Raw genomic sequence first — 18,691 nt, 5'->3', positions numbered from 1 at the left:
AGGACGGCACGGCCTTGGCCGACAGCCGCCGCCTGCTGCGCTTGGCCGGCCCCACCCAGACCCGCAGCGCTGAGAACACCACAATCGGTATCGTGGCCACCAACGCGCGGCTGACCAAGGTCGAGGCCACCACGCTCGCCCAGATGGCCCACGCCGGTTTTGCCCGGGCCATCAACCCGGTCCATACGCCGTATGACGGGGATACGATTTTTGCCCTGGCCACCGGCACGCATCAGCCGGCAGGCACGCCGCAGGCTTCGCTCCTCCAGATTGGAGCGCTGGCCGCCGAGGTCATGGCCGAGGCGATTGTCCGCGCCGGCCGGGCCGCAGTCGGCATCCCCGGCTATCCGGCCGCGCGCGATCTGGCGCCTGCGGACAGCCCCTCGGAATGAGGCCCTACTTTCCTTTTTTTTGACTTTCTGACACACGCTACAGCACGAGGAGGACGTCGCGCATGATCGTCATGAATGAAAACTATCTCCAGCTCCAGGCGTCGTATCTGTTTTCGGACATCGCCAAACGGGTCACCGCGTTTCAGGATAACCATCCCGACCGGGACGTGATCCGGCTGGGCATTGGCGACGTGACCCGCGCCCTGCCTGCGGCGTGCATCACCGCCCTGCACGCTGCGGTCGACGAGATGGCCGAGGACGCGAGCTTTCGCGGCTACGGCCCGGAGCTGGGCTATGATTTTTTGCGCCAGACCGTTGCCGAGCACGACTTTCAGGCGCGCGGGATTGACATTGCGGCCGACGAGGTCTTTATCAGCGATGGCGCCAAGTGCGATTCCGGCAACTTCCAGGAGCTATTCGCCCCGGACACCCGGATCGCGGTTCCGGACCCGGTCTATCCGGTCTATGTAGACACGAATGTCATGGCCGGTCGCTCCAGCGGCTGGCAGGACGGCCGCTACCAGGGTCTGGTGTATCTGGAATCGACCCAGGATAACGACTACATTCCCGCCCCGCCCGAGGGCAAGGTTGACGCCATCTATCTGTGCTTTCCCAACAATCCGACCGGCAGCATGGTGACCAGGGATCAGCTGCGGCCGTGGGTGGACTATGCCCGAGAGAATAAGGCCCTGATTCTGTACGACGCGGCCTATGTCGAGTTTATCCGCGACGCCAGCCTGCCCCAGAGCATCTACGAGCTTGAGGGGGCAAAAGAGGTCGCGGTCGAGTTCCGCAGCTTTTCCAAGACGGCCGGCTTTACCGGCACCCGCTGCGCCTACACCATCGTGCCCAGACAGTGTCAGGTCTATGACTCGCAGGGCACGGCTCACCCGCTGCACGGCCTGTGGGACCGGCGCCAGTCGACCAAGTTCAACGGCGTGTCCTACCCGGTTCAGCGCGCGGCCGAGGCCGTGTATTCCCCGGACGGCAAGCGCCAGGTCCGGGAGCTGAGCGATTATTATATGGCCAACGCGGCGCTGATTCGCCAGACCATGAGCGATCTCGGCTACGCCTGTGTGGGCGGGGAGCACGCTCCGTATGTCTGGATCAAGGCCAACACCGACTCGTGGCAGTTCTTTGACCTGCTGCTGGACAAGGCCGGGGTGGTGTGCACGCCGGGCGCGGGCTTTGGCAAGTGCGGCGAGGGCTATGCCCGAATCAGCGCCTTTAACAGCCGCCAGAATGTCGAGACGGCGCTGGAGCGGATCGGCGCGGCCCTGCGCAGCGCGTAAGAATATCCCAGTATTCAGGAAGGGAATCACGCATGCATCTGGAACATCTGTTTGACTGGACGGCCGAGTTCAGAACCCCGACCACAGTCGGTCGCGGCCCGCTGGGACAGCGCATCGTCGCCGATATCCTCGGCGGCAGCTTCTCCGGCCCGCGTCTGTCCGGCAAGGTCCTGCCCAGCGGCGCGGACTGGGCGCTGATCGATGCTGACGGGAATGGCCGGCTCGATGTCCGTATCGTCCTGGAGACGGACGACGGGGCGTTCATCTACGTCTCGTATCGCGCCCGCATGGTGATGAACGACAAACTCCAAGCCGTCCTGTTTGAGCAGCGGGGTGCAAGCGAGTTCGGCGATACGTACTGGATCTCCCAGCTGGAGTTTGAGACCGGCGACGAACGCTACGCCTGGCTCAACAATCTGATGGCGGCCGGCGAGGGGCGGCTGGCCCCGAACTCGGTGACCTATCGGGTATATGCGATTGAGGCCAATTGAGGGGCAGGTGCCGCCTTTCCGCCTCGACACATCCCCCTGCGCTTCGCGCCCTTCGACGGGGCTCAGGACAGGCTTCCGGCTTTGCCAAAGGGGGACTGAGGGAGATTTTTCGCGGACGATTGACGGCGCCTGAAGTGTTTCGGCCACATGCCGGCAGGAGTGTCTTTGCGAGGCTGTCCTTACATTGAGCGGTGTCTCAGCGCGATCCTGGTCCTCAGCCTGATCGGACCCGGCTGGCTGCTGCGCGGCGTCCACACCGCGCTCGCCGCAGACCCGCACGCCTGCTGCCAGAGCGGGCAGTACTGCCCCATTTCGTATGGCCCGCAGGCCCACACCGCGTCTCACACGCCGGATTGTCCACACACCCGCCACAAAACAGCTCCCAGCCTCGGCTGCGCCCTGCGCACCTGCCATCCCTCAGGCCCGACCGCCCAGCCGTCCGCCGACTCTTCCCGCTTTGTACTCACCCACCCCGTCCGGCTGAGCATAACACCCACTCAGCAGCCGCACACACCGTCAGCGTTTGCGCGGCCGACTGATATCACCCTCGCCCCCCCTCCCCCCCCGCCACGTTCTCCGTTTGCGGTCTGATCTTCGCATCTGCGGGTTGTCGTGACCGACAGCCTGAGCAACACGCCCGAGCCGAGCACGTATGGCCGCCGGCCGGGCTATGGCCGGACCACCCGCGCGTCCGGCCGTGTATGGAGAACAGGGATATGTCTGATGTGTATGAATCCACCCGCCGACGGCGGGTGTGGAGTTATGTCTTTGTCGGCCTCGGGATCGTCGCCCTGGCCCGGCCGGCCACGGCCCAAGAGGCCCAGGATGCCCAAGAGGCCGAGACCCGGGCGAGCCAAACCGAAGCTGTAGCACTCGAACCCGTCACCGTTTCCGCCGAACGCCTGACCCCTGTCGCCGGTGCGGCGACTGCGGTGGTGTCGGCCGAGGAGGTACGAGACCGGCAGGCCAAGGATGTAGCCGAAATCCTGAAGGCACGCGTCCCCGGCGTCACGGGTAAGCGCATCGGCGGGATGCATCTCGATCCGATGATTCGCGGCTTGCGTGAGGACCGCTTAAGCGTGCTGACCAACGGCACCAAGATATGGGGCGGCGGGCCGTTCCGCATGGACCCCCCGACCTCACTCCTGGAAGTCGAAGAGCTTGAGGCGATCGAGGTCATCAAGGGGCCGTACTCGGTCACCCGTGGGCCGAGCAGCATAGGCGGAACGATCAATCTGGTGACCAAGCAGCCCGAGCTGTCGCCCGCCTGGTATGCGAACGGTTCCCTCGGCAGCCTGTACGCCAGCAATTACAACGGCTTTGCCACGCTGGCGTCGGTCGCTGCCGGCGGACCGAACCTGGCCTTTCGTGTGTCGGCCAGCTATCGCGATTACCAGGACTATGAGTCCGGTGACGGAGAACGTATTCAGGCGGGCTTTCAGAGCCAATCGGTGTCCGGCAGCCTCCTCTGGCAACCCCACACGCACCATCGTTTGCGTCTGTCCGTGAGCCGCGAGTCGGACCGGGACGCGCGCTTCGCCACCCTGCCCCTGCACCTGGAAGAAGACGACGCCTATCTCGGCTCGGTGACGTACACCATCCGCAAGCCCCTCCCCTTCGTCCACAGCCTGGAATTCACCGGCTACTACAACTACGTGCACCATCGGATGAACAACGAACACAAGCCCCATCGGGCCGGGAGCGGTGCCGGCGGAGGCAGGCAGGACGGCTCCGGCCCCGGCAACATGGACCGGCGCGGCCACCCCCCCGGACATGACGACCACATGATGACAGGCAACGGCCACGACGACCACATGATGGCGAGCGGCCACGGCGAGCATATGACGAGCAACGGCCACGATGCGCACATGATGGACGCCAGCCACGACGCCGGACATGCAGGCCACGCCCACCCGGTCAGACGCATTGTGCTGCCGCTCGACGCCCGGACGTTTGGCGGGCGCGTCCAGGCGAACCTGCTGCCCAGCTTTGGCGGGCGGCTGGCCATTGGCGGCGACGTGTATCGGCTCGAACGCGAGGGCACGAACCATGTGTCGTTCTTGAGCGGGGCCATGGCCGGCATGACCCGCTATTTTCACGTCTGGCCGGATACCCACATCATGGACGGCGGTATTTTCGGCGAGTACGACTATCGGTTCGCTCCGCAGTGGCGGCTGGTGGTCGGCACGCGGGTGGATTTCGTCGATGCCGGCGCCAAGCCGGATGTGGATACCCGTCTGGCCTACCAGCGTTTCTACGCCGCCGGGGCGGATGATGTCGAGGCGTTCGAGACGAATGTGAGCGCCAACGGGCGCCTGATCTACTCCCCCGTGTCGTGGCTCGACCTGTTCGTCGGGCTCGGACGGGCGGTGCGGACGGCCGACGCGACCGAACGGTATTTCGCTCTGGGGCCCGGGCCGGGCGGCTTCTACGTCGGCAACCCCGGTCTTGACCCGGAAGAGAGCCTGGAGGTCGATGTCGGCCTGCGCGCCCGGTGGGGCCGACTAGCCGTGGACGGCACGTTTTTCTACAACCGCATCGACGACTATATTTTGCAGTATATCCTGGACAGCCAGTTCCCGTGTCCGCACGGGCCGTGCAACCTGCGCGGTTTTCGCAATATCGCTCACGCCGCCCTGATCGGGGCGGACCTGGGTCTGAGCTACGCCGTCCGCGAGGATGTGACCGTGAGCGGCGCCTTTGCCTATGTGTACGCCGAAAACGAGGCGGACAACACAGCCCTGCCCGAGATACCGCCGCTGGAGGGCAGGCTGGGCGTCCGCTACGAGCACGCCGACTGGGGCGTGTGGTTGCACCCGACGGTCCGGCTCGTCCAGAGCCAGCACCGGATTGACTCAGCCTTTGGCGAGAATACCACGCCGGGCTTTGTGACCGCCGATCTCAGCGCGGGCTGGCGTTTTCTGGGGCGTCACGAACTGACGATCAACGTCGTCAACCTGTTCGACAAGAACTATCACGAGCATATGACCCGCGAGAACCCGTTCAGCGAGCGGGAGGTGTTTGAGCCAGGCCGGGTTGTGACGGTCGGCCTCAGGATCAGATTTTGACCGAGGCCGGAGGTTCGGCCCCCGCCCTTGACTCTTGGGGTCAAAGCTCTGACACTTCCGGCATGCTGAGCAAACGCATTATTCCGTGCCTGGATGTCAAAGACGGCCGGGTGGTCAAAGGGATTAATTTCGTCAATCTGCGCGACGCCGGCGACCCGGTCGAGGTCGCCCAGCGCTATAATGACGAGGGCGCGGACGAGCTGACCTTTCTGGACATCACGGCCTCCCACGAACGACGCAAAATCATGCTGCACGTGGTCCAGCGTACGGCAGAAACGGTCTTTATGCCGCTTACCGTCGGCGGCGGGGTACGCGAGATTCAGGACATCCGCGATCTGTTGAACGCCGGGGCCGATAAGGTGTCGATCAACACCGCAGCCGTGGACCGCCCCGAGTTCGTCAAGGAAGCCGCCGAACGCTTTGGCGCCCAGTGTACGGTGGTGGCCATTGACGCCAAACGCAAGCGCCCGGAGGCCGGAACTGCGACCGAGCAGCCGGCCTGGGAGGTGTACGTCCACGGCGGACGCACGCCGACCGGGATTGACGCGGTTGAGTGGGCGCAACGCATGGAAACCTATGGCTCGGGCGAAATTCTGCTCACCAGCATGGACAGAGACGGCACCAAGGCCGGCTATGATATCGCCCTGACCCGGGCGATTGCCGATGCGGTCAGCATCCCGGTCATTGCCTCGGGCGGCGTGGGCAGCCTCGCACACATCTATGACGGCCTGACCCAGGGGCGGGCGGATGCAGCCCTGGCCGCGTCGATTTTTCACTACCAGGAATACACGATTCGGGACTGCAAAGCCTTCCTGGCCGAGCGGGGCGTCCGGGTGCGCCAAACGTATTGAAAACCGCTCCGCACATAGGCTAAGACTTGCGGGGCACAACCCAGCGAAGGAGGGACAGCATGGCCAAAGTCATGATTGAGGCTGCCATTAACGGCAACGCCAGCAAGGATCTCAACCCCAATATCCCCTACAGCCCGGAGGAAATCGCCACCGATGCCATCGCCACCTGTCAGGCTGGGGCGGCGCTGATCCATTTCCATGTCCGCAACCCCGACACCGGCGCCTGGGTTCAGGATTTGCCGTACTACTCCGAGGTCTACAAACGCACACGCGAAAAGTGCGACCCGCTGCTGTGGCCGACCTTTCCGTTTGGGGACGACCCGGTTCGGCGCTTTCAGCACTTTGTTGACTTGGCCAAAGACCCGGACACCAAGCCCGACCTGGGCGCCGGCGACATGGGCTCGGTCAACCTGGTGTCCTACGATCCGATCACCAAGAACCTGGGCGAGGGGAATTTCGTCTACCAGAACTCCTATGACACCATCAAACACTTCCTGGAGGGCTCAAACGAGCTGGGCCTGCGTCCGACCCTACAGATCTTTGACGCCAGCTTTTTGCGCGCCGCCCTGGTCTTCCTGGACAAGGGCGTGCTGACCGAGCCGCTGCTGCTGAAGTTCTACTTTGGCGGCCCGACGCTGCCGTTTGGCCTGCCCCCGACCCTGAAGAGCCTCGAAGCCTACCTGGACATGCTGAGCGGCGTGCGCTGCAACTGGTTTGCGGCCACCCTGGGCGGCGACAACCTGCCCTTCGTGCCCCAGATCGTGAGCCTGGGCGGCCACGTGCGGATTGGGCTGGAAGACTATCAGTACCCCACGGAAGGCCAGCTGAGCAATGTGCAGATTGTGGACAGGGCGGTGGGGATGATTACAAGCATGGNNNGCCGGATGAGACGCGGGCGCTGCTGGAAGCCTGACCTGAAGAAAAATCAAAGGGCAAATGTTGAAGGAAACTCGGCAACAATAAGCCGCTCCTGGGCGAGCAGGCCGACCTTTTGTCTGGCCCCCAGGCCGCATGCCTCGGCCAGCAAGGACAGCAGGAGCGCGGTGACGACCTGCTCCTCACCGCTCCGGTCGCGGGCGCCCTTGTGCAGGGTGAGCGACCACACCCGGATTCCTTCCGCCTCGGCCAGCCCGATGTGGGCTCGGTGGTCGCCTTTCTTCGGTCGGTCGGTTGCCAGCGCTGCGGTGCAGGCCAAGCCGATGACCGGCAGCGCTTCATCCGTGCGGAGCCGAAGGGCCCGCCGATAGGCGGCTCGAGCCAGGGCCGCCGCAGCTTCGGCCGTGACCGACTGGTCGACCGTTTTGCCCAGGAAGGCGCTTTGGGCGGCCTGGCTGTAGGGGATGACCGCTTCCAGGACTGTACGCGACGCGCCCGGTACGGCTAGAAGGTCGGCAACAGCTTGAGCGCCGCCGCCGGTGACGGCTAGGACCACCATGACCGGGGAGGCATGGATTTGGGTGATGAGCGCAGTCTTGTCCATGGAGGAAAGTCAACCTCCTCCTGCCCTACCCCGCCCCGTTCATCCCGCCAAAAATCGCAAAATTCAGAAACTTCCAGTAGCAGTCCACCATCTGAAAGCCGGCCTCGCGCCACCACTCCAGCTGCGGCTCAAGCGGCGCGATGTGGCTGCTCTGGCCCTTGGGTCGCTGCATGGCCGTGCGCGCCTGGCGGATTTCCTCCAGAGAGTGTTCCACGCCGGTGCGTTCGCGCAGGTGGTGCCGAATCACCCGGTCGGATAGCGGGGTAAAATGCTCACGCATGTCCGGCGCACCGCTCACTACGTCGTTGTTGAGGAACATCCCGCCGGGCAACAGCAACTCGTAGACCTCGGCACACAGCGCCCGCTTGCGCTGGTCGGTCAGATGGTGCAGGGCAATTGCCGAAACCGCAGCGTGAAAAGGTCCCGGCAGCTCCGCCGACCAGGCCGGGTCGGCCAGATCTCTGAGAAACATGCACACCTGTTGGCCGTACCTGGCCAAACGCGGCTCGGCGTGGCCGTGCATGGCCGGCGAGCCATCCAGCCACACCACGCTGGCCTGCGGATAACGCTCAAGAATGGTTTCCGTCACCGCCCCGTAGCCGGCGCCTAAATCCAACACCCGAATGGGCTGATCGGTCGGCCAAGGGAAGAAATCGATCAGGCTGCTGAGTTGTTCATAGCGCTTGGGAATCAGGAGTTCGCCGCGCGTCACAAAATAATCCACCCGCTTCTGATCGTCCCAGCCATACAGAGTATCGGTCTGTCCCATAGCCTCCTGTATGGCACCTCCACCCCCGGCGTGCAAGCGCGCAAAAGGCGTCTTGCCCGTGTTTATCCGCGTTCATTTTTAACCCCTTGCGTCTCGACCCAGAAGTCTTTAGAACACAGGGCTTATATGAGAATCGGTATCGTCTCGGATATTCACGCCGACGCCGCAGCCCTGCGCCGTGCCCTTGAGGATATGCCCTCGACCGATATGCTGCTGTGCCCGGGTGACGCCATCAGCGAATACCGCTTCTGTGCGGATACGGTCGAGCTGCTCAGGCGGGCCGGGGTGGTGTGTATTCAGGGCAACCACGAACTGGTCCTGTTCGGCGGCCGCAACCCGGCCTATCTGCAAAAATGCCGCGACACTTTTGCTGCGGAATCGCTCGACTTCCTGGCCCAGGCGCCGCTCAGACGCGAGCTTGAGTGCGGTGGGGCACGGATTCTGATGGTCCATGCCAGCCCTTGGGAACCTCACGACGAGTATATCTACCCCGGCAGCGCCCGGCTCAAGCAGTTCGCCGACCTGTCCTACGACCTGGTCTGTTTCGGTCATACCCATGTCCCGTTCGTGGAGCGGGCCGGCTCGGTCCTGGTCGTCAATCCCGGCTCGCCCTCCCAGCCCCGTGACCGGGACAGACGCGGGGCGTACGCGATCTTCGATACCGAAACCAGACAGGCCGCCATTCACCGTTTCTGCCTATCTTGATTGTCTGCCGTCCGCCCGCGTGCTAGCCTCGTCCGCAATCCCCCGCTGAGGAGGCCGCCCGTGGACGCCAAGCAAACATCCCGCTCGACTCCAGCCCAGGCCAATAACCCTAGCCGACGCAAGTTCTTACGCCAGGCCGCAGTCGGACTGGCCGGCGGCGGTGCAGCTCTGGCCGCCGGCTGTGAGTACCAGACCCAGCTCTTTTTACTCCAGCCGGTCGAAGAACAGGCCGACCAACACAGTCCGGACTGGCGGGAGGCCGGCATCCGCCAGTACCGCACCCTGGGCCGGACCGGGGTGCAGGTTTCGGACATCTCGTTTGGCTGCGCGGGCCTGCATGACACCGGGGTCGTCAAGCACGCGCTGGAGCGCGGCGTCAATTATTTTGACACCTCGCCCGACTATTCCCGGGCCGGCTCGGAACGCGCCCTGGGCGAAGGCATCAGGGGCTATCCGCGCGACAAGCTGTTCATCGTGTCGAAGTTTTGTACCCCGAGCGGCCATCTCAGCAATTCCACGCCGGTCAAGGATGTGATGGCTGCGATTGAAGCCAGTCTGCAACGGATCGGGACCGACTACCTCGACCTGGCCCACATCCACGCCTGCAACTCCATTGAGCGGCTGATGAACCCCAATATCCATGAGGCCTTTGACCGGCTCAAAGAGCAGGGCAAGCTGCGCTTCCTGGGCGTCTCGTCCCATACACCGCGGCTGGAACAGGTCATGCGTCACGCCGTTGACTCGGACCGCTTTGACGTCATCATGGTCGCCTATAATTTTCGGAACTGGCCCGAGCTGACCACCATCTTTCACGACGCCAAGCAAAAGGGTGTCGGAGTGGTGGCCATGAAAACGCTCAAGGGCGCCCGGCATACGGCACTGTCGGACTTCAGTTCAACCGAACGCGAGACCTTCTCCCAGGCGGCCTTCAAGTGGGTGCTGTCAAACCAGGATGTCAGCGGCCTGGTGGTGACCATGAGTTCACGGTCCCAGATCGACGAGTATCTGCACGCCTCGGGACAGCCGGTACAGCAGGCCGACATTGCGCTGCTCGAAAAATACGACCGTCTGGTCGCCAACGACTACTGCCCGCCGGGCTGCGGGGAGTGTCTGTCCTCCTGCCCGGCCGAGGTGCCGGTCGACGACATCCTACGCTACGCCATGTACTACGAAAACTACGGCCAGCAGCGCGTCGGCATGGAAGAGTACGCCAAACTGCCCGAGGCGCGTAACGCGTCACAGTGTGTGGACTGCCGGGCACCGTGCGAGCAGGCCTGTCCGTCCCAGCTGCCGATCAAGGCCAAGCTGCTGCACGCCGACCGTCTGCTCAGATTTGTCTAACGGCAATGGCGTGAAAACCCTGCTCATCCTCCGCCACGGCAAGGCCCGGCCGGATAGCCCCGAGCACGATTTCGCGCGTAGTCTGAAAAAGCGCGGTGCCCGGCAGGCCGAGCAGGCCGGACAAGAGATCGGCCGGCAGGGGATTCGGCTCGATGTGGTCATTTCGTCGGCCGCCCGACGCGCCCGCCAAACCGCCAAGCGGGCGGCGCGCACGGCCGGCTATGCGGGCCGGATCGTCAAACTGGACAGCCTGTACCTGTCCAGCCCGGCCCAACATCTCAAGGTCCTGGCCGGGCTGGACGACGCCTGTCGGGCGGTGCTGCTGGTCGGCCATAACCCCGACCTCGAGGACCTGGTCAGTCGGCTGAGCGGCCGGGAGTTGCCCCTGCCGACCGGGGCCCTGGTCGGCATCGACCTCGATACTCCCTCATGGAACACCCTGACCAGCACGCCGGGTAGACTCCGTTTTGTGTTCGTGCCCGGCCGCAGCGTCTGAGCGCCGGGTGCCGGTCAGCTTGCCATGGCGTACATCAGAACCGCGCACACCAGCATTTCAAGGGCGTTGAGCTGGACCGACAGCTTGTGCAGGCGGGAAAAGGCCGGGGAGTGTTCCTCGTGCTTTTCCAGCATGGCATCGCGGGCGGTGTTGACCCTGGGCATCAGGATTTGGCGAGCGTAGGCGGTCATGCCCAGCAACAGGGCGAAGGCTACGGTCCACCAGTTCGGCCTCACCAGACTGGCCAGCAGGGCAACCGTTATACACACCAGGCCGAACAGGTAGTACTTGGGAAACACCCGGCGGATCATCCGCCCGGCTTCAACCGGCTCCAGGGTGCCAAACACCGTTGGCGCAACGACTGCGGCAAAAAATACCATAGCGCCAAGCCACATGCCGGTTGCGGTGAGGAGGAGTGTGTCCAACATTATCGATCTCCTTGCATGTTCTGGCTAGCTATCCCGTACCAGGGCGTCAAGTGCCGCCAGGCTTGCCCCTCGCCCAGGCAGCAGCCCGCTTGCCAGCGTGCTCCCGCCTGTGGCAGACTTCTCTCACCGGCTCGGAGCCCCCGGACACCCCATGGATAAACTCAGCCACACCGATGCCCACGGCCGCGCCCGCATGGTTGATGTTGGCGACAAGGCCGTGACCGCCCGCGAGGCGCTGGCCAGCGGCACGGTCCACATGCAGCCGGCAACCCTGCGCCTGATCACCACTGGTCAGCTGCCCAAGGGCGACGTGCTGGCCGTAGCCCGGGTTGCCGGCATCATGGCGGCCAAAAAAACCGCCGAACTGATTCCGTTGTGCCATCCCCTGCCGCTGACCTCCATCACGGTCGAGTTCACCCCCCACCCCTCCAGCGGCCGGCTCGACATTGAGGCACGGGTTGCGGTTCAGGGCAAAACCGGTGTCGAAATGGAAGCCCTGACCGCAGTATCGGTCGCGGCCCTGACCGTCTACGACATGTGTAAAGCGGTGGAAAAAGGCATGCGCATCTCGGACGTGTGTCTCCAGCAAAAAACCGGCGGCAAGAGCGGCACCTACATCCGCCCGGCATAAGCGACGGCCCGGTGCGGACCGACCGCCGTCAATGGCCGCAACCCGGCGGCAATAGGCGCATGGGGGATTGAAATCGGGGCGAAAACATGGGAGGCTTACAGGGTAAGCGGTGCCGGAGAGAGTCTGCAATACCCTGAATAATCTGAACATCTTGGCATAACCGTTTCATTTGCACCTATCCGACGAGTTCTACTGAACCGGGCCTGAACGTGGGTCGGCAAGCCTCTTTCCAGACCGGACTCTCAGCCACGGTTCACCTAACCTTCTTTCGGACTCTGTCCAGAAGAAGCGCAGCGAAGGAGAGGATATGAGTCTTCGTCCTGCACGGCAGGAAACACAGCCAGCGGCCAAAAAGCGGACGGCCAAGCGGGCAGCCAAGTCAAGCGGTCCGGCAGCCCAGCTACCAGCCGCTGCCAGTTCTGCCCCGTCGGCCCCGGACGACGAGGTTCAGGCGAGCGGCGCGCTGCCGACGGTGACGCCGAACTTTGTGCGTCGCGACCTGACCGCACCGGACGGCAGTGTCCGGCCCGGCTGGGAAATGTGGATTGGCGACCACTGCTTTGGCCGTGCTGACAGCAAAGAATTACTCCTGGCCAGCTTCGAACGACTCCAGAGCCCGCCCAGCAGCTTTCATTGGCGTGAGGTCCGCAACCGCATGCCCATGCGTGGCCGGCCCAAGACCGATCCGCCGGGGTCAGACCAGAACGAAGCTGCCGCCCCAGCCACCCCCGCTCCAGCCACCCCCGCTCCAGCCGCCCCCGCTCCAGCCGCCCCCAAACGCGACGCCTCCTGGTCCTGGGACAAGAAAGACGAGCCGGTTGTTGAAGAGCAGGACGGCTTCCAGGAAGTCAGCTTGGAAACCCCGGCCTAGCGCAACCTGACAGAGGTGTTGAGCCCCACTCCCGGCCCGCACCTCCCTGTCCTTCCCCCTACCCGTTCCGCCCACTCACCCGTCTTGCCCGGGGCCTTGCCATTGTGGCCCAAACAGTCGAAGAATAGTGCCATCACGCGCCAAGCGGGGAGGCATTATGGAGACACGCGTCGGTTTTATCGGTCTTGGCATCATGGGTAAGCCTATGGCCCGGAACCTGCTCAAGGCGGGCTATCCACTGAGCGTCTACAGCAGACGCCGGGAATCGGTTGAGGCCCTGATCGAGGACGGCGCGACCGGGGCGGCTTCGCCCCAAGAGATTGCCGAGACGGCCGAGGTGGTCATCAGCATTGTCACCGACACGCCCGACGTGCGGCAAGTCATCCTGGAGCCGGACAGCGTCCTGGCCGGCCTACGGCCGGGCACGGTGGTGGTTGATATGAGCACCATCTCACCGACCGCCACCCGTGAGATTGCCCAGGCGGTCGAGGCCAAGGGCGGGGATTTGCTCGACGCACCGGTGAGTGGCGGAGAGGGCGGCGCAATTGCCGGGACACTGTCGATCATGGTCGGGGGCAAGCAAGAGGTCTTTACGCGTTGCCTGCCGCTCTTTGAGGTCATGGGCACCAATATCACCCATATGGGCCCCAGCGGGGCGGGACAGCTGACCAAGCTGTGCAATCAGATCGCGGTGGCAGTGACGAATCTGGCCATGAGCGAGGCGCTCGTGTTCGGCGCCAAGGCCGGTCTGAATCTGGAGAAAATGCAACAGGCAATCAGCGGTGGAGCCGCAGGCTCGTGGCAGTTGTCGAACCTCGCCCCGCGTGTGCTTGAGCGGGATTTTGCGCCGGGCTTTATGGTCAAGCTCCAGCAGAAGGATTTACGGCTCGTCCTCCAGGAAGCCGAGCACCTGCACCTGGCCCTGCCCGCCACCAGCCTGGTCCACACCCTCTTTCACGCCCTGGAGACGCTGGGGGCCGGCGATGAGGGAACCCAGGCTCTGGTCAAAGTCCTGGAACGCCTGGCTGGGGTGGAGGTCAGGGGATAATCCGGCCGCCGCCACTCCCGTCACGCGATCACGACCACACCCGGCGGGCAGCTAGCCCTGGGCCAGGGTCTGTAAATCCTCGGCCCAGTTCTCATACGGACGCAGGGCGATAAATTCCAGGTCTTTCACAATATGGGCGTAGCCCAGCTTCCATAGCGGCAGGCCCTGGATCGCGCGGTCGAGCACGTCTCCCGACTCGACATCCAGAATCGCAATCACCTCCGGTTTACCGGCGACTTTCCATATGGCTTGGATCACTCCGGCTTCCTTGGCCGCCAGAGCCGCCTCGGCTTCCTTGAGCCAGACACTGTAGAATTCTTTATTTGAGGCGTCAGCAGGTTTCGCAATATGCGCTTTCAGCATCATCAGCATAGCCCGTCTCCTTTCCGGCCTTCGGCCGCTTGATCCCTATAGCCCACCCCGCTCAAAAAAAATAGCGCCTCCCAACTCCGCCACGCCCCTAGACAAAAGGCAGGCACAGAGAGTAAGAAGGAGAGCGCTTCCACGCTATGAAGACCTTGCCTTCAGCCTTGCAGTCCGCCTTCTGGGGTGCGTACCGCTCCGACACATCCATCCCCCTTATCCATCAAGAAAAGGTCTGGACCCGCCTGCGCTGGCTCGGGGTTCTGGTCTGGTGGCTGCTCGTAGCGGCCCCGGACGCTGCCGCACTGCAACCTGTGGCAGGTATCGTCTTTGGCCTGGGCTTGGTCTACTGCGGCTTCTGCCACTATGTGGTCTACCGCCTGCACCGAGGTCGGCCGCTGGTCGTGCCGGTTCCGCTCCTCGATACCGCCCTGGTGAGCCTGATGTGCGGGGTGAGCGGTGGAATCGACAGCCCGGCGTTGACCTATTTCTATGTCATCAGCCTGGCGGTCGGCATCCGCTTTGGCTCAACCGCCGGGCTGACCATGGCCGCCCTCCAGGCGTTGTTCTGCCTGGAATTATTCGCGCTGCTGTCCGGCACCGGCGTCGGTCCCCAGATCGCCTATCTCTTCCTGGCCGGCGGGATCAGTGCCGTGCTGCTCCCAACTCAGCCATCCGCCGCCGCTCAGCCGACCCACCGACAGCTGTCGGCCCAGGCCACCGAACAACTGTGGAGCGTCAACCGTGCGCTCGGCAGCCTGGATGTTGACACGGTCATGCAGCAGTTGGTTGACACGCTGGAGCGTCTGCTGGCCTGTGAGGGCGTGGGGCTGATTCTGCTCGACCGTCGCAGCGGACAGGCCGAGCGCATCGCGGTCGCCGGCAGTTTTCCGGTGCCCGCCTCCACGGCGCTGGCCGCCAGCCTGGCCGAAGGTGGCTTGCTGCGCCGGGGGTGCGATCGGGGCACGCTGGTGTTGGACACGCCGGATACCCTGCAAACCTGGCTGCAGCCCGACGCACTGCACGATATCGCCGAACACAACCTGTTTATCACCCCGGTCATGCAGCCAGACTATCCGCAGCCTTTGGCCTGCCTGTTGGTGGCGGATCGGCATCCGGCCGAAGGCTTTCCGGCCAAGACGGTCGGGCTGCTGACCAACGTGGCCCAGCACACCGCCCTGGCCATTGAAAACGCCCAGCTGTACGAAGGGATCGAAAAAGAAGCCCGGCAGTTACGGGAGTTGCTCCATACGGTCATCAGCACCCGGGAAGAGGAACGCAAGCATCTGGTTGAGGAGTGGCAGGCCCAGCTCGGCGAGAAACTGTTCAGCGTCCTCCAGGACTTTCGGCGCAGCAAAGACCTGTTTCTCCAGCGGGTGCCCGAGGCCGAGGAACAGATCCAGCGTCTGGTCGCCGAGCTGGACGCCATGGCGGCCGCGGTTCGGAGCCTGATGGACGAGTTGCGGCCGGCCACGCTGGACGATTTCGGCTTTGTGGCGGCGCTTCAAGAGTATGTGGACAAACTGCGCCGGAAGTCCCTGTTTCGAGTCACCGTTCAGGCTGACGACGCGGTCTTGCCCCTGCCCTCCGCCGCTACCCTCAGCCTGTTTCGGATTACCCAGGAAGCTCTTGATCACATCGGCAGGCATGCCAACGCCGCGCACGTCGAGATCGCTGTCGTCCAGGAACACAAAGGGGTGTCGCTGCTGATCAAAGACGACGGTCACGGCGCCCATCTTGAGCAGTATCCGCACGGTCAGTACAGCCTGCTCTACATGCGCGAGCGGGCCGAAGCCTGTGGCGGGACTCTACAGGTCTTGAGCGCCCGGAACCGGGGCACCGAAGTCCGGGTGAGCGTGCCGAACGCCTGAGTCCACCCCTTATCCGCACCTGCGATCCCCTGTGAAGGAGCGACTATGAAGTTTCACCTGTTCATCTACGCGACGCTCGGTCGACGGCACGAGCTTGAAGCGGGCATGGCCGGCAAGCGCCCGGAACTCTACCAACGCATGCTCGACGAGGTGGCCGAGTACGTCAGCTTTGCCGACGAGGCCGGCTATGCGGGCTTCAGCCATCCCGAACACCACCTCCAGATCGAAGGCTTTGAGGCCAGCAACGAACCCGGTCTGCTGTCGATGTGGATCGGTCAGCACAGCAAACGGCTCCAGGTCAACATGATTGGCTGGGTGGCGCCGACCCATAATCCGGTCCGGACGGCCGAGTACATCGCCACCCTCGACCACATGCTCAAGGGCCGGCTGGGCGTGGGTCTGGTGCGGGGCTATCAGGCCCGCTGGGTTCACAACTACCGGATTCGGCCGGATCTGAACGCGGTGGGCGACTGGAACCGCAACAGCCCCGACGACGCCATGAACCGCGAGTACTTCACCGAGTTTGTCGAGATTGTGCTTAAAGCCTGGCAACACGACACCTTCAGCTACAAGGGCAAGTACTGGACCATCCCGCCCGACGACTTCATCAACCCCCACCCCCAGTCGTCCTACACCGAATACGGCCAGGGGGTTGACGCCGACATGCGGATTCGCGAGATCGGCATCGCCCCCAAACCCTACCAGCAACCCCACCCTCCGCTGTACGGCGGCTTCACCCACAGCCTGCGGACCGCACTGTTCTGGGCCAAGTACGGCGGCAAGCCGATCGTGCTGGCCTCGGACCTCGACTTCTGCAAGCGTCTGTGGTCGGGCTATCACGACGAGGCGCTCAAACACGGGCGCACGATCGAACCGGGCGACGAGGCAGCCTGGGGCGGCATGCTGATCTGCCATAAAGACCAATCAGTCGCCCAGGACTGGCTCAAGGACCCGCTGTGGATGTGGGATAAATGGTTTCTGCCCTTCGGCCAGGGCCACCCCGAACTGTTGGTCGGCGACCCGGACGCCCTGAGCCGACGGCTGGAAGAGGCCAGCAGCAAGATTCCGATCAAAGAGTGTTTCTTCCTGCTGCCGCAGGGGATTCATGACCGCGACCAGATCATGACCTCGCTCGAACTGTTCGCCGAGAAAGTCATGCCCCGGTTTGCGGATTGAGCCGGCCGTCCTACGGAATCGGCTCAGGTCGCTCAGATCGTAGGGAGCGCCGCCCCGGTCGAGCGGGATTTTGTGGTGTGCTTCGAGCCGCCCAGCTCGACCACAGCCCGGAGCCTGGCACCTACAGCCCGCTCTCTTGAAGGCAGGGGCAGGCCCGCCGGGCCCGTTCCCAGCGTCGGCTGGTCAATTTGAGATGGTGGAGGCTCATGTCAGAAAATCGACCGCCCAGGAGCGCCCAGGACGGCTTTAAGCGGGTCGGCCTATACCGAGGCCCCTCACCAGAGAATAGGGGTTTACGGCGTCGGGTAGTGTATCAGTCTGAAATTTTCTAGGGTCAAAATCACTTTAGCTGGCACATTTCAGAAATCGCATCGTAGGCTAGAAAGTTACAGGCTTCGTGCCAGCGCTCCGGGTGCTCCCCAAGCCACTTCCGCATGACTGCCTCTAACTGCGTGGCCGTTTTTCCTACGAAGCACTGCTCTAGGCTCCGGACTCATAACCAGTAGAGGAGAATGGCGGCAAGGAGGACCGTAGCGCGGTAGTTCTGCGCGAGCTTGTCGTAGCGAGTGGCGCCGCGCCGCCAGTCCTTGAGGCGGCCGAAGGTGCGCTCGATGACAGTGCGCTCCTGATACGCCACCGGATCGAAAGGATGTTTGCGCTTAGGGGTCGGGTTGGTGGGGAGGACCGGCTGGCAGCCCCGGCGCCAGAGCCACGCCCGGAGGGCAGCGCTGGCGTAGGCCGTAGCAGCCAGGCAGCGTTGGGGGGGCAGGGCGGCGACCCGGGCCGTCGCGACAGGAGCGTCCCCGCGTGGGCCCGGGTGGACGTTCAGCCGGCGGGGCCGGCCGGCCGCATCGACGGCGGCAGGGAGTTTGGTCGTGCGCCCGCCCCGCGAGCGTCCGATGGCTTGATGGTCCGCCCCCCTTTTCCGCCCGCCGCCGACCGATGCGCCTTGACCGGCGTCGAATCCAGCAACAACGCCACCGGCGGCCCCCCGGCCGCAGACCGCCGCGCGCACACGCCGTCCCAGACGCCTTTGCCCGCCCAGCGCACGAACCGGTTGTACAGCGTCTTGTAGGGCCCGTAGACCGCCGGCGCAGCGCGCCACCGGCAGCCACGCTGCAACACGTGGATGATCCCCGAGATGACCCGCCGGTCGTCCACCCGCGGCACGCCCTGCACTTTGGTCGGCAACAGCGGCTGAAGCCGCGCGAATTGTCGCTCAGAAAACCAGAAAGAGTTGGGCACCGCACTTCCTCCCTCTCAGCACAGAACCCCATCACACTCGGTTGACCCAGACTACCCCCTTTATGAGTCCGGAGCCTAGAGCAAATAACGATGCTGTGTGGCCGCCCGTCATGCCTGCGAAAGCAGAAATCCAGGTTCTCCGCCGCCGGATAGGCCCTTCGACTTCGCTCCGC

The 18,691-nt window shown here is 64.0% G+C and carries 19 protein-coding genes and 1 pseudogene; 15 read left to right on the top strand and 5 right to left on the bottom strand.

What is annotated here, in order from left to right; all coding sequences use genetic code 11:
* The 7 genes and pseudogenes from J4F42_17245 to J4F42_17215 all read left to right on the top strand — a co-directional run.
* The coding region (locus J4F42_17245; GenBank protein ID MCE2487263.1) for a P1 family peptidase at positions 1-392 on the top strand (392 nt) is incomplete at its 5' end.
* 62 nt (positions 393-454) lie between these two features.
* Positions 455-1,684, top strand: coding sequence for an LL-diaminopimelate aminotransferase (locus tag J4F42_17240; GenBank protein MCE2487262.1), 1,230 nt, complete (start codon positions 455-457; stop codon positions 1,682-1,684).
* Positions 1,685-1,716: 32 nt separating this feature from the next.
* A complete protein-coding gene (locus tag J4F42_17235; GenBank protein MCE2487261.1) occupies positions 1,717-2,175 on the top strand; it encodes a DUF3237 domain-containing protein in 459 nt (152 codons plus the stop codon).
* Between the two features lie 165 nt (positions 2,176-2,340).
* The gene (locus J4F42_17230; GenBank protein ID MCE2487260.1) at positions 2,341-2,766 is read left to right on the top strand and encodes a hypothetical protein; all 426 of its coding nucleotides are present in this window, start codon (positions 2,341-2,343) and stop codon (positions 2,764-2,766) included.
* 125 nt (positions 2,767-2,891) lie between these two features.
* Complete coding sequence (locus J4F42_17225; protein ID MCE2487259.1) at positions 2,892-5,243, top strand: TonB-dependent receptor; 2,352 nt, start codon at positions 2,892-2,894, stop codon at positions 5,241-5,243.
* 62 nt (positions 5,244-5,305) lie between these two features.
* Positions 5,306-6,094, top strand: a complete 789-nt coding sequence (gene hisF, locus J4F42_17220) for an imidazole glycerol phosphate synthase subunit HisF (protein ID MCE2487258.1) — start codon at positions 5,306-5,308, stop codon at positions 6,092-6,094.
* Between the two features lie 59 nt (positions 6,095-6,153).
* A pseudogene (locus J4F42_17215) lies at positions 6,154-6,969 on the top strand (3-keto-5-aminohexanoate cleavage protein).
* Positions 6,970-7,019: 50 nt separating this feature from the next.
* Here the strand turns inward: J4F42_17215 and J4F42_17210 are convergent.
* Positions 7,020-7,574 (bottom strand): CinA family protein, encoded by a 555-nt coding sequence (locus tag J4F42_17210; GenBank protein MCE2487257.1) that lies wholly within the window; start codon positions 7,572-7,574, stop codon positions 7,020-7,022.
* Positions 7,575-7,599: 25 nt separating this feature from the next.
* Positions 7,600-8,343, bottom strand: a complete 744-nt coding sequence (locus J4F42_17205) for a class I SAM-dependent methyltransferase (protein ID MCE2487256.1) — start codon at positions 8,341-8,343, stop codon at positions 7,600-7,602.
* A gap of 126 nt (positions 8,344-8,469) precedes the next feature.
* On the opposite strand from J4F42_17205, the gene J4F42_17200 reads away from it, so the two are divergent.
* Genes J4F42_17200 through J4F42_17190 form a run of 3 tightly spaced genes read left to right on the top strand, consistent with a single transcriptional unit; the run spans position 8,470 to position 10,885 of the window.
* Positions 8,470-9,048 carry a metallophosphoesterase family protein gene (locus tag J4F42_17200; GenBank protein ID MCE2487255.1) on the top strand — a complete coding sequence of 193 codons (579 nt, stop codon included), beginning with the start codon at positions 8,470-8,472 and terminating at the stop codon, positions 9,046-9,048.
* A 60-nt stretch (positions 9,049-9,108) separates the two neighbouring features.
* A complete protein-coding gene (locus J4F42_17195; protein ID MCE2487254.1) occupies positions 9,109-10,389 on the top strand; it encodes an aldo/keto reductase in 1,281 nt (426 codons plus the stop codon).
* A gap of 10 nt (positions 10,390-10,399) precedes the next feature.
* Entirely contained in the window at positions 10,400-10,885 is a 486-nt protein-coding gene (locus J4F42_17190; protein MCE2487253.1) for a histidine phosphatase family protein, read from the top strand.
* A gap of 14 nt (positions 10,886-10,899) precedes the next feature.
* On the opposite strand, the gene J4F42_17185 is transcribed toward J4F42_17190, so the two are convergent.
* The gene (locus tag J4F42_17185) at positions 10,900-11,313 is read right to left on the bottom strand and encodes a DUF4149 domain-containing protein (protein MCE2487252.1); all 414 of its coding nucleotides are present in this window, start codon (positions 11,311-11,313) and stop codon (positions 10,900-10,902) included.
* Between the two features lie 151 nt (positions 11,314-11,464).
* Here J4F42_17185 and moaC point away from each other — a divergent pair, with 151 nt between their 5' ends.
* From moaC to J4F42_17170, 3 genes are all read left to right on the top strand, one after another.
* The gene (gene moaC, locus J4F42_17180; GenBank protein MCE2487251.1) at positions 11,465-11,944 is read left to right on the top strand and encodes a cyclic pyranopterin monophosphate synthase MoaC; all 480 of its coding nucleotides are present in this window, start codon (positions 11,465-11,467) and stop codon (positions 11,942-11,944) included.
* Positions 11,945-12,251: 307 nt separating this feature from the next.
* The gene (locus J4F42_17175) at positions 12,252-12,815 is read left to right on the top strand and encodes a hypothetical protein (GenBank protein ID MCE2487250.1); all 564 of its coding nucleotides are present in this window, start codon (positions 12,252-12,254) and stop codon (positions 12,813-12,815) included.
* Between the two features lie 157 nt (positions 12,816-12,972).
* Positions 12,973-13,863, top strand: coding sequence for an NAD-binding protein (locus tag J4F42_17170; GenBank protein MCE2487249.1), 891 nt, complete (start codon positions 12,973-12,975; stop codon positions 13,861-13,863).
* 51 nt (positions 13,864-13,914) lie between these two features.
* Here J4F42_17170 and J4F42_17165 read toward each other — a convergent pair whose 3' ends face one another.
* Entirely contained in the window at positions 13,915-14,235 is a 321-nt protein-coding gene (locus J4F42_17165; protein ID MCE2487248.1) for a hypothetical protein, read from the bottom strand.
* A gap of 137 nt (positions 14,236-14,372) precedes the next feature.
* Between J4F42_17165 and J4F42_17160 the strand changes: the two genes are divergently transcribed.
* The gene (locus tag J4F42_17160; GenBank protein MCE2487247.1) at positions 14,373-16,097 is read left to right on the top strand and encodes a GAF domain-containing protein; all 1,725 of its coding nucleotides are present in this window, start codon (positions 14,373-14,375) and stop codon (positions 16,095-16,097) included.
* A 45-nt stretch (positions 16,098-16,142) separates the two neighbouring features.
* Positions 16,143-17,273: an LLM class flavin-dependent oxidoreductase gene (locus tag J4F42_17155; GenBank protein MCE2487246.1), complete on the top strand. Its 1,131-nt coding sequence runs from the start codon at positions 16,143-16,145 to the stop codon at positions 17,271-17,273.
* Positions 17,274-17,766: 493 nt separating this feature from the next.
* Here J4F42_17155 and J4F42_17150 read toward each other — a convergent pair.
* A protein-coding gene (locus tag J4F42_17150) for an IS5 family transposase (protein ID MCE2487245.1) occupies positions 17,767-18,518 on the bottom strand; the annotation gives its coding sequence in 2 pieces (ribosomal slippage) (positions 17,767-18,188 and positions 18,188-18,518; 753 coding nt in all).
* Positions 18,519-18,691 lie beyond the last annotated feature (173 nt).

This window comes from Desulfurellaceae bacterium (assembly GCA_021296095.1).
Lineage (GTDB): Bacteria > Desulfobacterota > Binatia > Bin18 > Bin18 > JAAXHF01.
Note: the sequence above shows the minus strand (reverse complement) of the source record. Positions and strands in the feature narration are given on the sequence as shown.

Excerpts from the sequence above, each read along its gene's own strand:
- moaC (MCE2487251.1), top strand. The coding sequence starts at position 11,465 with ATGGATAAACTCAGCCACACCGATGCCCACGGCCGCGCCCGCATGGTT.
- J4F42_17240 (MCE2487262.1), top strand. The coding sequence starts at position 455 with ATGATCGTCATGAATGAAAACTATCTCCAGCTCCAGGCGTCGTATCTG.
- J4F42_17160 (MCE2487247.1), top strand. The coding sequence starts at position 14,373 with ATGAAGACCTTGCCTTCAGCCTTGCAGTCCGCCTTCTGGGGTGCGTAC.
- J4F42_17235 (MCE2487261.1), top strand. The coding sequence starts at position 1,717 with ATGCATCTGGAACATCTGTTTGACTGGACGGCCGAGTTCAGAACCCCG.
- J4F42_17225 (MCE2487259.1), top strand. The coding sequence starts at position 2,892 with ATGTCTGATGTGTATGAATCCACCCGCCGACGGCGGGTGTGGAGTTAT.
- J4F42_17185 (MCE2487252.1), bottom strand. The coding sequence starts at position 11,313 with ATGTTGGACACACTCCTCCTCACCGCAACCGGCATGTGGCTTGGCGCT.
- J4F42_17175 (MCE2487250.1), top strand. The coding sequence starts at position 12,252 with ATGAGTCTTCGTCCTGCACGGCAGGAAACACAGCCAGCGGCCAAAAAG.
- J4F42_17165 (MCE2487248.1), bottom strand. The coding sequence starts at position 14,235 with ATGCTGATGATGCTGAAAGCGCATATTGCGAAACCTGCTGACGCCTCA.
- J4F42_17205 (MCE2487256.1), bottom strand. The coding sequence starts at position 8,343 with ATGGGACAGACCGATACTCTGTATGGCTGGGACGATCAGAAGCGGGTG.
- J4F42_17155 (MCE2487246.1), top strand. The coding sequence starts at position 16,143 with ATGAAGTTTCACCTGTTCATCTACGCGACGCTCGGTCGACGGCACGAG.
- hisF (MCE2487258.1), top strand. The coding sequence starts at position 5,306 with ATGCTGAGCAAACGCATTATTCCGTGCCTGGATGTCAAAGACGGCCGG.
- J4F42_17170 (MCE2487249.1), top strand. The coding sequence starts at position 12,973 with ATGGAGACACGCGTCGGTTTTATCGGTCTTGGCATCATGGGTAAGCCT.
- J4F42_17200 (MCE2487255.1), top strand. The coding sequence starts at position 8,470 with ATGAGAATCGGTATCGTCTCGGATATTCACGCCGACGCCGCAGCCCTG.
- J4F42_17210 (MCE2487257.1), bottom strand. The coding sequence starts at position 7,574 with ATGGACAAGACTGCGCTCATCACCCAAATCCATGCCTCCCCGGTCATG.